10 protein-coding genes are annotated in these 12,275 nt (G+C 63.8%); 7 read left to right on the top strand and 3 right to left on the bottom strand.

Features of this window, described 5'->3' with window-relative positions; translation table 11 throughout:
- From ACJRPG_RS14015 to ACJRPG_RS14005, 3 genes are read left to right on the top strand one after another with little or no spacing between them, the layout of a single operon-like run.
- Positions 1-651 (top strand): ribonuclease T2 family protein, encoded by a 651-nt coding sequence (locus ACJRPG_RS14015; RefSeq protein WP_408000709.1) that lies wholly within the window; start codon positions 1-3, stop codon positions 649-651.
- Between the two features lie 48 nt (positions 652-699).
- A complete protein-coding gene (locus tag ACJRPG_RS14010; protein ID WP_408000708.1) occupies positions 700-2,937 on the top strand; it encodes an ATP-binding protein in 2,238 nt (745 codons plus the stop codon).
- Positions 2,938-2,948: 11 nt separating this feature from the next.
- On the top strand, positions 2,949-3,404 hold the full coding sequence (locus ACJRPG_RS14005; RefSeq protein WP_408000707.1) for a response regulator: 456 nt from the start codon (positions 2,949-2,951) through the stop codon (positions 3,402-3,404).
- Here the strand turns inward: ACJRPG_RS14005 and ACJRPG_RS14000 are convergent.
- On the bottom strand, positions 3,401-4,999 hold the full coding sequence (locus ACJRPG_RS14000) for a response regulator (protein ID WP_408000706.1): 1,599 nt from the start codon (positions 4,997-4,999) through the stop codon (positions 3,401-3,403). The two genes, ACJRPG_RS14005 and ACJRPG_RS14000, sit on opposite strands and share 4 nt — an antisense overlap.
- Before the next feature lie 253 nt (positions 5,000-5,252).
- Between ACJRPG_RS14000 and ACJRPG_RS13995 the strand changes: the two genes are divergently transcribed.
- On the top strand, positions 5,253-5,828 hold the full coding sequence (locus ACJRPG_RS13995; protein ID WP_408000705.1) for a CHRD domain-containing protein: 576 nt from the start codon (positions 5,253-5,255) through the stop codon (positions 5,826-5,828).
- A gap of 24 nt (positions 5,829-5,852) precedes the next feature.
- On the opposite strand, the gene htpG is transcribed toward ACJRPG_RS13995, so the two are convergent.
- On the bottom strand, positions 5,853-7,766 hold the full coding sequence (gene htpG / locus ACJRPG_RS13990) for a molecular chaperone HtpG (RefSeq protein WP_408000704.1): 1,914 nt from the start codon (positions 7,764-7,766) through the stop codon (positions 5,853-5,855).
- A 65-nt stretch (positions 7,767-7,831) separates the two neighbouring features.
- Positions 7,832-9,265 (bottom strand): aminotransferase-like domain-containing protein, encoded by a 1,434-nt coding sequence (locus ACJRPG_RS13985; RefSeq protein ID WP_408000703.1) that lies wholly within the window; start codon positions 9,263-9,265, stop codon positions 7,832-7,834.
- Between the two features lie 104 nt (positions 9,266-9,369).
- On the opposite strand from ACJRPG_RS13985, the gene ACJRPG_RS13980 reads away from it, so the two are divergent.
- The 3 genes from ACJRPG_RS13980 to ACJRPG_RS13970 all read left to right on the top strand — a co-directional run bounded on the left by ACJRPG_RS13980 (position 9,370) and on the right by ACJRPG_RS13970 (position 12,073).
- Positions 9,370-10,290: a DMT family transporter gene (locus ACJRPG_RS13980; RefSeq protein ID WP_408000702.1), complete on the top strand. Its 921-nt coding sequence runs from the start codon at positions 9,370-9,372 to the stop codon at positions 10,288-10,290.
- A 39-nt stretch (positions 10,291-10,329) separates the two neighbouring features.
- Positions 10,330-10,791 carry a RidA family protein gene (locus tag ACJRPG_RS13975; protein WP_408000701.1) on the top strand — a complete coding sequence of 154 codons (462 nt, stop codon included), beginning with the start codon at positions 10,330-10,332 and terminating at the stop codon, positions 10,789-10,791.
- An 88-nt stretch (positions 10,792-10,879) separates the two neighbouring features.
- Positions 10,880-12,073, top strand: coding sequence for an aminotransferase-like domain-containing protein (locus ACJRPG_RS13970; RefSeq protein WP_408000700.1), 1,194 nt, complete (start codon positions 10,880-10,882; stop codon positions 12,071-12,073).
- Positions 12,074-12,275 lie beyond the last annotated feature (202 nt).

Below are 12,275 nucleotides of genomic sequence, written 5' to 3'. Positions count from 1 at the left end.
ATGCGCCGACTCATGCCCCTGCTCTTTGCCCTGGGCGCCGCACTGCCAGCCGCGGCGCAGCCAAGCCGGCCGGGCGACTTCGACTATTACATCCTGTCCCTGAGCTGGTCGCCGGACTATTGCGCGAGCCGCGGCGACAGCGACCCGGCGCAATGCGCGGCCGGCAGGCGGCTGGGCTTCGTGCTGCACGGCCTGTGGCCGCAGTACGATTACAAGAAATTCCCGTCCAACTGCTCGGAGGAGAAGCTGCCGGATGCGCTGCGCAAACGCTACGCCGGCATGTACCCCTCGCCCAAGCTGATCGGGCATGAATGGGAAAAACACGGCACCTGCTCCGGCCTCGGTCCGGAAGGCTACCTGGCGCTGTCGGCAAAACTGCATGATGGACTCAAGATTCCGGCGCCCTACCAGCGGCCGGTGAAACCGCTGCGGGTCGATACCGCAGGCCTCGTGCAGGCCTTCCAGGCGGCCAATCCGGGTATGCAGCCGAGCTCGGTATTGCCCTTCTGCAGCGGCAGCGGCCGCTTCCTGCGTGAACTGCGTGTCTGCTATGCGCGCGACGGCAGTTCGCGCAGCTGCAGCTCGCCTGAAGTGCGCCGCTCGCGAAAAAGCTGTGGTCAGGAAACTTTCTTACTTCAAAGTGTGCGCTAATTAATATTCGAGGTTTGTAGCGCGGGCATTTCCGCTAAAATCCTGTGTATGACAAAACCGGCGCCCATCCTCGACCTGAGCAGTTGTGAACAGGAACCGATCAGGACTCCAGGCAGCGTGCAGCCGCACGGTTTTGTGCTCTCGCTTACGCCGCAACTAAAAGTAGTCCAGGCCAGCAACAATGTTTTACAGCACCTGGATCAGGCGGTCCCGGCGCTGCTGGGCCAGCCGCTGGCGGCACTGGTCGGTGAAGAAGCGATGCGCGCGCTGGCGGGCGAAATCACGCCGGAAAAACTAAGCTCCCGCCCGGTATTTGCCGCGACGGTGGCACTGGCCAGCGGCCGGCATTACGACGTGCTCGCACACAGCTACGACGGGCTGCTGATGCTGGAGTTCGAGGCAGTCACGCACTCGGCGGCGGACTTCCGCCACCTCTACCCGCTGGTCGCCCGCTTCCTGCAATCCCTGGACGATGCCGACTCGGTGCAGCAGATGTGCGCGGCGGCGGCGGTGCAAGTCCACCAGGCGACCGGCTTCGGCCGGGTACTGGTGTATTCCTTCGACGCCGAGGGCAATGGCCACGTTCTGGCCGAAAGCAACGACGGCAGCCTGCCGTCCTGCCTGGGCCAGTACTTCCCTGCTTCCGACATTCCGCGCCAGGCGCGCGAACTGTATCTGCTGAACCGCATCCGCCTGATTCCCGATGCGAACTACGAGGCTGCGCGGCTGGAGCCCGCGCTGAATCCGCTGACCGGCAAGCCGAACGACCTGTCCTTTGCCGCGCTGCGCAGCGTATCGCCCATCCACCTCCAGTACATGCGGAATATGGGCACCATGGCTTCGATGTCGGTATCGCTTGTGGTGAAGGGACGCTTGTGGGGCCTGATCTCCTGCCACAATGCGAAGCCCTGCCATATCCCGTTCGAGAAGCGCAGCGCCTGTGAGCAGCTGGGACAGATTCTTGCGCTGCGGGTGGAAAGCCGCGAGGATGCGGACGACCTGAAATTCCGGCTCGAGGCGCGGCGCGTGATGGTATCCGTGCTGGCCGGCCTGACCAAGGGACCGGACTTCATCGACAATATGAGCGGCGTTTTCCCGCAGCTGCTGCAGTTCGCGCGCGCCGGCGGCGGCGCCATTTTCCTCGATGAACAGGTTCGCCTCTATGGGGACACTCCGCCGGAAGATTTCGTGCGTCCCCTGGTGTCATGGCTGGAGCAGCATGCCCATGAAGACCTTTTCCATACCGACCGCCTGAGCGAAGTTTACCCTCCCGCGGCCGAATGGCTGCATAACGCCAGCGGCCTGATGGCGATGCCGATTTCGCGTATCCACAAGCATTACCTGCTGTGGTTCCGGCCGGAGCTGGTGCAGAACATCGACTGGGCCGGCAATCCTCACGCCAAGGCGGCGGCGCCGGGCGAGCCGCTGCAGCTCAGCCCCCGCACCAGCTTTGCCTCCTGGCGCGAAACCATTCATGGCGCCAGCCAGCCCTGGCATCCCGGCGAGATCGAAATGGCGCTGGAATTCCGTACCGCGCTGCTGGGCATCGCGCTGGAGCGCGCCGAGCAGATGGCGGAACTGGCCGAAGAGCTGGGCCGCGCCAACAAGGAACTGGAAGCATTCTCGTATTCGGTGTCGCACGACCTGCGCGCGCCGCTGCGCCATATCGTGGGCTTCAGCGACCTGCTGATGGAGGCCGATTCCGCGGCCACGCCGGAGAAGCGCCAGCGCTTCCTCAAAAATATCAAGGAATCCGCGCGGCTGGCGGGCAAGCTGGTGGACGACCTGCTCAGCTTTTCGCAGATGGGGCGTGCCTCGCTGCGCCCGGTGCAGGTGAATATGCGCGAGCTGGTGCAGGGCTGCGTCGAGAAGCTGGCGCTCGACAGCGGCCAGCGCAATGTGCAATGGCAGGTGGGCGAACTGCCCGTGGTGCATGCCGATCCGGCGTTCCTGCACCTGGCCGTGTTCAACCTGCTCTCGAATGCCCTCAAATTCACGGCGCCGAGGGACCCGGCCATCATCCGCGTCAGCGCCGTACACCGCGGCGGCGAGCAGATATTCAGCGTGGCCGACAACGGCGTCGGCTTCAATATGGATTATGTGCACAAGCTGTTCGGCGTGTTCCAGCGCCTGCACCGCATGGAAGATTTCCAGGGCACCGGCATCGGCCTGGCCAATGTGCGCCGCATCGTCGAGCGCCATGGCGGCCGGGTCTGGGCCGAATCGCATCCCGACCAGGGAGCGGTGTTCTATTTCAGTATTCCCGATGTGCTGCCACCTGTTTAAGAAGGATAGAAATGTTAAAGCCAATTCTGCTCGTTGAAGATAATCCCAACGACCTGGAACTGACTCTTGTCGCCCTGGAGAAAAGCCAGCTCGCCAATGAAGTAATCGTGGTCCGCGACGGCGCCGAGGCGCTGGACTACCTGCATTGCCGCGGCGAATACGCGCGCCGGCAAAAAGGCAATCCCGCGGTCATCCTGCTGGACCTGAAGCTGCCGAAGGTAGACGGCCTGGAAGTGCTGCGCGAAGTCCGTGCAACGCAGGAGCTGCGCTCGCTGCCGGTAGTGATGCTCACCTCCTCCCGCGAAGAGCAGGACCTGGTGCGCAGCTATGAACTGGGCGTGAATGCCTATGTGGTGAAACCGGTGGACTTCAAGGAATTCGTGCGCGCGATTTCGGACCTGGGCATCTTCTGGGCGGTACTGAACGAACCGCCTCCAGGTTCGCAGCGCTACGTGCGCCCCAACTAAGCGGCCTTGCTGCGGCGGCGCATCAGGTGCCGGATGCGCGCGCTGAGCACATCGGCGTTATAGGGTTTATGCAGCAGGCTGATGGAAGGATCCAGCTTGCCCTGGTGTACCAGCACCCCTTCCGCATACCCAGACGTGAACAGCACCTGCGCCTCCGGGTATTTGCGGCGCAGCTGTTCCGCCAGTTCCAGGCTGCTGGTCTTGCCCGGCATGATCACATCGGTAAACAGCAGGTCAATCGGCGGCGCATTTTCCATCACCGCCAGCGCGTGGTCGGCGTCGCGCGCTTCCAGGATGCGGTAGCCCAGCGCCGACAGCAGTTCCGACGTGGCGCTGCGCACATCCTCCTCGTCCTCCACCACCAGTATGGTTTCCACGCCGCCGTACAGCGCGCTGCTGCCCGGCTCCTCTTCCGGCACCGGTTCGGCCGCGCAGCGGCGCAGGAAGATGCGGACGCTGGTGCCCTGGCCCGGCACGCTGTTCAGCACGATCTCGCCGCCGGACTGCTTGACGAAGCCATAGGCCATCGACAGGCCGAGGCCCGTGCCCTGGCCGGTGGGCTTGGTGGTGAAGAAGGGTTCGAAGGCGCGCTGCAGCACGTCCTGCGGCATGCCCTTGCCGGTATCGGCCACTTCCAGCATCACATACTCGCCTTCGCCGACTTCACGCAGTTCCGGCGCACCGGCGCAGCAATTGGCGGCGCGGATGGTCAGCTTGCCGCCGCCCGGCATGGCGTCACGCGCGTTGATGACGAGGTTCAGCACAACATTGTGCAACTGGCTGGGGTCGACCGCCACATTCCACAGGCCGGGCGCGATATCGGTGACGATTTCGGCCTGCGGGCCCAGCACCCGGCGCAGCATGTCGTACATCTCGCCCAGCACTGTGCCGGGATCGATCACCACGGCCTGCAGCGGCTGGCGGCGCGCGAAGGCCAGCAGGTGGGCCGCCAGCCGCGCGCCGCGCTCCACGCCGGCCAGCGCCGTATCGATGCGCGCGCGGGCGCTTTCGCTGACGCCGCCGATCAGTTTCAGCAGCTGCAGGTTGCCGCCTATGATCTGCAGCACATTATTGAAATCGTGGGCCACGCCGCCGGTCAGCTGGCCGATGGCTTCCATCTTCTGCGCCTGGTGCAGGGCCGCCTGGCTCACGCGCAGCTCTTCCTGGCTGCGCGCCAGCGATTCGAAGGCATCGTCGCGCTGGCGCCGCGCGATATAGGCGTCGCTGTGATAGCGCACGCGGGCTGCCAGTTCGCGCGGATCCGGCCACTTCACGAGGTAATCGTTTGCGCCGGCGGCGAAAGCCTGGACCTTGATGTCCGCGCTGTCTTCAGAGGACAGCAGGATGATGGGGAGGTGTTCGGTGCGCGCGTCGCCGCGCAGCAGGCGCACCACGGCAAAGCCGTCGGTGCCGGGCATGCGCAGGTCCACCAGCACCACCGTTGCCTGGCATTCGACGGCCAGCTCCACGGCGCGCTCGGAGCAGGAGTTGTAGCACAGCGCGATTTCGGCATCGCCATCGAGGCTGTGGCGGATATAGTCCTGCGCGAGTGCTTCGTCGTCGATCAGCAGTACAGAACAATGGCTGGATTGCATAGAACTGGTCAGCACGGCAAAAAGGTGAATATAAGCAAGTTTGCATTCTAACTTAGTCGACCTCGAAAAAGCGCCCAATGGTTTCAACCGTGCGCGACGCGTCTGTAACAGAACTGATACAGCGTCTTGCTCAGCATTTAAGCAGTTCGCCGTGCGCATCGCAGTCCGCGCCCCTGCCACAGCTGGCCGGCGCCGGTGCGGCCTGTTTCTTGCATGGTTGATCTCCGCCCTTAACCGCAATGGAGGAGACGACATGAAATCCCTGATTCTCGCCCTGGTGCTGGCCGTATGCGGCGCCCCCGTGCTGGCGGACAGCTACAGCGCCACGCTGACCGGTGCGCAGGAAGCCACGCCGAACGCCTCGCCTGCCATCGGCGCCGCAATTGTCACATTCGATGTAACAAGCCATACGCTGACCGTGGGGACGGTGTTCACCGACCTGCTCGGAACTGTGACAGCCGCACACATCCATTGCTGCGTCGCGCCACCCGCTACGGCGGGCGTGGCCACCATGGTGCCGACCTTCACCGGCTTCCCTTCCGGGGTAAGCGAAGGCACTTACCTGATGAGCTTTGACACCTCGCTGGCCTCGACCTGGAATGCCACGTTCATCGCCAACAACGGCGGCACCACGGCAGGTGCGGAAGCCGCCCTGCTGGCCGGGCTGGACGCCGGCATGGCCTATCTCAACATCCACACCACACTCTACCCCGGAGGCGAAATCCGCGGCTTCCTGGCGCCTGCGCCCGTGCCGGAACCGGCAAGCGCCATGATGCTGCTGCTGGGCGTGCCCCTCGCCATCGGCATTGCGCGGCGGCGCCGGACGTAAAAAAAGGGGCCTAAGCCCCTTTGCTTACTTGCCGCTGAGCAGCATTTCGTTCATGCGCTTGACGAAGGAGGCCGGGTCGCTCAGCGATCCGCCTTCGGCCAGCAAGGCCTGGTCGAACAGGATGTGCGACCAGTCGGCGAATTTGACACTGTCCGGGCCTTCGTACTTCAGGCGGGTGACGAGCGGGTGATTCGGGTTGATTTCCAGAATCGGCTTGGACTCCGGCGCGTTCTGGCCGGCCGCTTTCAGCATGCGCAGCAGGTTGCCGGACAGCTCGTGCTCGTCCGCCACCAGGCAGGCCGGCGAATCGGTCAGGCGGAAGGTGACGCGCACGTCCTTGGCCTTGTCGGCCAGCGACTCCTTCATCTTCGCAACCAGGTCCTTGTACTGGGTCTCGGTCTCTTCGTGCTCCTTCTTCTCGGCTTCGTCTTCCAGCTTGCCGAGATCGAGGCCCCCCTTCGCCACCGACACCAGTTCCTTGCCTTCGAACTCGGTCAGGAAGGACAGCATCCACTCGTCCACGCGGTCCGTCAGCAGCAGCACTTCAACGCCCTTCTTGCGGAAGATTTCGAGGTGCGGGCTGTTTTTCGCCGCCGTGTAGCTGTCGGCGGTGACGTAGTAGATCTTGTCCTGGCCTTCCTTCATGCGGCCCACGTAGTCTTCCAGCGACACGGTCTGGGCGTCGGAATCGCCATGGGTGGAAGCGAAGCGCAGCAGCTTGGCCAGGCGGTCCTTGTTGGCCGCGTCTTCGCCGATGCCCTCTTTCAGCACCTGGCCGAATTCGGTCCAGAAGGTGGCGTACTTGTCATTTTTCTCCTGCTCATCCGCATTCGCCAGTTCTTCCAGCATGCCCAGCACGCGCTTGGTGGAACCTTCGCGGATCGCTTTCACGTCGCGCGATTCCTGCAGGATTTCACGCGACACGTTCAGCGGCAGGTCGGCCGAGTCGATCACGCCTTTGACGAAACGCAGGTAGGTCGGCATCAGCTGCTCGGCATCGTCCATGATGAAGACGCGCTTCACATAGAGCTTGATACCGCCGCGCTTGTTGCGGTCCCACAGGTCGAACGGCGCCTTGGCCGGGATGTACAGCAGCTGGGTATATTCGCTGCGGCCTTCCACCCGGTTGTGGGTGTAGGTCAGCGGCGACTGGAAGTCGTGCGATACGTGCTTGTAGAACTCGTCGTACTGCTCAGGCGTGATGTCGCTCTTGCTGCGGGCCCACAGGGCGCTGGCCTGGTTGATGGTTTCCTGCTCGTCCTTGAGCGCCATCTCCTTCTTCTCTTCGTCCCATTCTTCCTTCTGCATCTGGATCGGCAGCGAGATATGGTCAGAGTATTTGCGGATGATGGACTTCAGCTTCCACGACGACAGCAGCTCATCCTCGCCTTCGCGCAGGTGCAGGATGATGTCGGTGCCGCGCGAGGTCTTCTCGATCTGCTCGATGCTGTAATCGCCCTCGCCGGCCGATTCCCAGCGCACGCCGTCCTTGGCATCCAGGCCGGCGCGGCGCGATTCCACGGTGATCTTGTCGGCCACGATGAAGCCGGAATAGAAGCCCACGCCAAACTGGCCGATCAGGGCCGCGTCCTTCTGCTGGTCGCCGGACAGCTTGCCGAAGAATTCCTTGGTGCCCGACTTGGCGATGGTGCCCAGGTGGGCAATGGCTTCGTCGCGGCTCATGCCGATGCCGTTGTCCGAAATGGTGATGGTGCGCGCGGCCTTGTCGAAACTGACCTTGATTTTCAGCTCGTGGTCGTTGCCGTACAGCGCGTCATTGTTGATCGCTTCGAAGCGCAGCTTGTCGGCTGCATCCGAGGCATTCGAAATCAGTTCGCGCAGGAAGATCTCCTTGTTCGAATACAGGGAGTGGATCATCAGCTGCAGCAGTTGTTTCACTTCCGCCTGGAAGCCCAGGGTTTCTTTGTGATCGCCCATTGTTATCCTCTATAGTTTTATAAGGTTGGTCGGATTCGCGCAATCTGGGGGCGTTCCGGGGGATTTCAAGAGCTTTTTGACAGCATCTCCCGTTCCAGGAAGCGCCACACGGCCGGATCCTGCATGGCGGCCACGTTCAGGCGCATGAAGGTGGATGGCAGCTGGCTGGGCGAAAACAGGCTGCCCGGCGCCAGCAGCATGCCTTCGGCCATGGCCCGCTCGGCCATGACATTGGTGTCCCGCCCCGTATCGGCCCACACGAACATGCCGGCCGAGGGCTGGCTGGCCAGGCGCAGGCCAATCCGCTCCATCTGGCGCATGGTGCGGTCGCGCACCGCGTCGATACGGCCGCGCATGCGCTCCGCGTGCTTGCGGTACAGGCCTTCGGACAGGATGTTGTACGCCACCCGTTCGCCGATGTCGCTGCTGGTGAGGGTCTGCAGCATCTTGCGGTCGGCCAGGCGCTGCGCCAGCTCCGGCGCCGCCGCGATATAGCCGACGCGCAGGTTGGCCGCCATGGTCTTCGAAAAGCCGCTCAGGTAGATCACCCGCTTCAGCTGGTCCAGCGCCGCGAGGCGCACCGCAGGCTGGGCGCCCGGATGCAGGTCGCAGTAGATATCGTCTTCCACCACCGTAAAGTCATGCTCCTCCGCGATGCGCAGCACCTGGAAGGCTTTGGCCGCCGAAATCGAGGTGGAGGTGGGATTGTGCAGGATGGAGTTGATGACATAGAGCTTGGGCTTGTGCAGCGCCGCCATCTCGGCCAGGCGGGCGATATCCGGCCCGTCCGCCTGGCGCGGAATGCCGATGACTTTCGCGCCCAGTGCCGTAAACGAGCCGAACATCAGGAACCAGGCGGGATCGTCCACGAAAATCGTATCGCCGGGGCGCAGGAATTCACGCGCCACCAGGTCCAGCGCCTGCGTCACGCCCACCGTGGTCACGAACTGCTCCGGCGTGGCGCCGATGTCGATGGCGGCCAGCTTGTGCTGCAGCTGCTGGCGCAGCGGCAGGAAGCCCTGCGGCTGGCCGTAGTTCAGCAAGGTGGCGGGATGCTGGCGGCTCACATTGCGCAAGGCATTGGCAATGGCGCCGCCATCCAGCCAGTCGGTCGGCAGCACGCCGGCGCCGGGCATATGCTGGTAGGGCAGCTGGCGGAACATATTCCGCACCAGCCAGACCACGTCCATCTGCTGCGGCGGCGCTTCGGCGGCGACGGCCCGCGGGGCGTTGATGGGCGCCCGGTCGCGGATAAAGAAGCCGGCGCCGCGGCGCGATTCCAGGTAGCCGCGCGCTACCAGCTTGTCATAGGCCGCCACCACCGTGAAAGGACTTACCGCGTGGCTCGCGGCAAAGCGCCGGATCGAGGGCATGCGGCTGCCGCTGCGCAGCACCCGGTCGTCGATGCGCGCGGCGACGCTGCGCACGATCTGGTCGATCAGCGATTCGCCCGCGTCGCGCGACAGCAGGGCCAGGGGCATGGCGAGTGTACTGGTCATTTTACCGTCACAGTATGTCGAATGATATGGAAAAGTGTATAGGCACTGTACTGGTTAATTATTCTACGATACACCTTGTCTGCCACCAAATCAAAGAGAAGATCATGCCGCCCCAAGCCCGCCCCCTGTCTACCGCCCCGCTCCGCCTGCCGGACGAAACCATGGGCATGCTGCTGGGGCTGATCGGGGTCGCGATTTTCAGCCTCACCCTGCCCTTCACCCGCATGGCAGTGGCGGAACTGCATCCGCTCTTCGTGGCCATGGGCCGCGCCGTGATCGCCGCCATCCTGGCCGGCATCTGGCTGTACTGGAAAGGCGCGCCGCTGCCGAAACGCGGCGACCTGCCGGCGCTGGCCGCCGTGGCGGGCGGCTGCGTGATCGGCTTCCCGCTGCTGACCTCGATTGCCATGCAGTGGGTACCGGCTTCGCACGGCGCGGTACTGGTCGGCATTCTGCCGCTGGCGACGGCCATGTTTTCCGCGCTGCGCGGCCAGGAAAAGCCCTCGGCCGGCTTCTGGGCGGTGGCCGCGCTCGGCACGGCACTGGTGATTGTGTTTGCGCTGCGCCAGAACAGCGGCAGCCTGCACCTGGCCGACATCGCCATCCTGGCGGCGGGCCTGCTGGCATCGTTCGGCTATGCGGAAGGCGCCCGCCTGTCGAAATCGCTGGGCGGCGAGCAGACCATCAGCTGGGCGCTGCTGCTGTCGCTGCCCGTGGTGCTGCCGCTGACCGCATGGCAGTGGCGGGCCGATCCGGCGGCCGTGGCGCAGGCCAGCGGCCAGGCCTGGATGGCGTTTGCCTACACCTGCGTGTTCTCGATGTTCCTCGGTTTCTTCTTCTGGTACCGCGGCATGGTGCGCGGCGGCGTAGCGCGGGTGGGCCAGGTGCAGCTGGTGCAGCCCTTCCTTACCCTGCTGGGCGCGGCCCTGCTGCTGGGCGAGCCGCTGCAGGGCGAGCACATGCTGTTTGCGCTGGGCGTGATTGCAACGGTCGGCCTTGGCCGCCGCATGCAGATCCGCCGCTGATACAATATCGGTCTTCGCCTCATTTTTTGGAATCCGAACATGTCCGTCTACGAAAAACTGAAGTCGCTCGATATCACCCTGGCCCCTCCTGCCGCCCCGGTCGCTGCCTACGTCATGTACGTGCAGACCGGCAACCTGGTCTTCATCTCCGGCCACATCGCCAAGAAGCCGGACGGCACCCCATGGGTAGGCCAGCTGGGCAAGAATATCGACACGGCCGAAGGCCAGAAGGCGGCCCGCGCCATCGCCATCGACCTGATGGGCACGCTGCAGGAAGCCGTTGGCGGCGACCTGACCCGCGTGAAACGCATCGTCAAGGTCATGTCGCTGGTGAATTCCACCCCGGACTACACCGAGCAGCACCTGGTAACGAACGGCTGCTCCGAGCTGCTGGGCGAAGTGTTCGGCGACGCCGGCAAGCACGCCCGCTCCGCCTTCGGCGTGGCGCAGATTCCGCGCGGCGCCTGCGTTGAAATTGAACTGATCGCTGAAGTAGCTTAATTTGGAATTGCGGGCGGCGCTTACCCGGCGCCGCTCTTTAAAAGGCCCGCCACAAGCGCGCTTGTTCCCCCACCTCCGAGAGAATGGTATGAAAATCGAAAACCCGAACCCGATCCAGTGGCGCTTCTCCGAACGCGCTGCCCAGCTGCAAAGCTCTTTCATCCGCGAGATCCTGAAGATCACGCAGCAGCCTGAAATCATCTCCTTCGCCGGCGGCCTGCCTTCGCCGGCCACCTTCCCGGTCGATGTGATGAAAGCGGCGTTCGACAAGGTACTGAGCGCCAACGGCAAGACCGCGCTGCAGTATGGCCCGACCGACGGCTACCTGCCGCTGCGTCAATGGGTGGCCGATTCCCTCTCCGGCAATGGCGCGAAGATTGCGCCGGAACAAGTGCTGATGACCTCCGGCTCGCAGCAGGCGCTGGACCTGCTGGGCAAGGTGCTGATCGACGAGGGCAGCAAGGTGCTGGTGGAAACGCCAAGCTACCTGGGCGCCCTGCAGGCCTTCTCGGTGTACCGTCCGCAGTTCGCTTCGGTGCAGACCGATGACGACGGCCTGGTGCCGTCCTCGCTGGACGCCGTGGCCGAAGGCGCGCGCCTGCTGTACGCGCTGCCGAACTTCCAGAACCCGACCGGCCGTTCGCTGTCCGTGGCGCGCCGCCAGGAACTGGTGGAAACCTGCGCCCGTCTGGGCCTGCCGCTGATCGAGGACGATCCTTACGGCTCGCTGAGCTACAAGGGCGACCCGATGCCGAAGATGCTGAACATGAATCCGGACGGCGTAATCTATATGGGCTCCTTCTCCAAGGTGCTGACGCCGGGTATCCGCCTCGGCTACGTGGTGGCGCCGCTGCCGCTGGTGCGCCGCCTGGAACTGGCCAAACAGGCCACCGACCTGCACACCGCGCAGCTGACCCAGATGGTGGTGCACGAAGTGGTGAAGGACGGCTTCCTGGACCAGCACATTCCGACCATCCGCCAGCTGTACGGCAACCAGTGCCAGGTGATGCTGGACGCGATGGCCGAACACTTCCCTGCCAGCGCCAGCTGGACCAAGCCGGAAGGCGGGATGTTCATCTGGGTGACGCTGCCGAAGCACATCAACGCCATGGAGCTGCTGGACGAAGCGATCCAGAACAAGGTGGCTTTCGTGCCGGGCGCGCCGTTCTACGCCAACGAACCGGAAACCAACACCCTGCGCCTGTCCTTCGTGACCGTGCCGCCGGAGCGTATTCGCCAGGGCATCGAAATCCTCGGCAAGCTGATCAAGGCGCGCCTCTGATTTGCGCGGCTAATTCGCTTCATTGCTGAAAAAAACGGCGGCCACGGGCCGCCGTTTTTTATGGGCACACGATTGCGTGACCGCTACCAGAGCAAGATTGCCACACGGAAATTCAAATGTGTCGCAGGAAATTAAAATTTGGCGTATTGTCCTAAAAACTTTCCCGATTTCACTATTTATTCCGTTGACGCAGGCGTATGAT

This window comes from Pseudoduganella rhizocola (assembly GCF_045984285.3).
Lineage (GTDB): Bacteria > Pseudomonadota > Gammaproteobacteria > Burkholderiales > Burkholderiaceae_D > Rugamonas.
The sequence above is the reverse complement of the archived record's forward strand: the minus strand, read 5'-3'. Positions and strand labels throughout refer to the sequence as shown.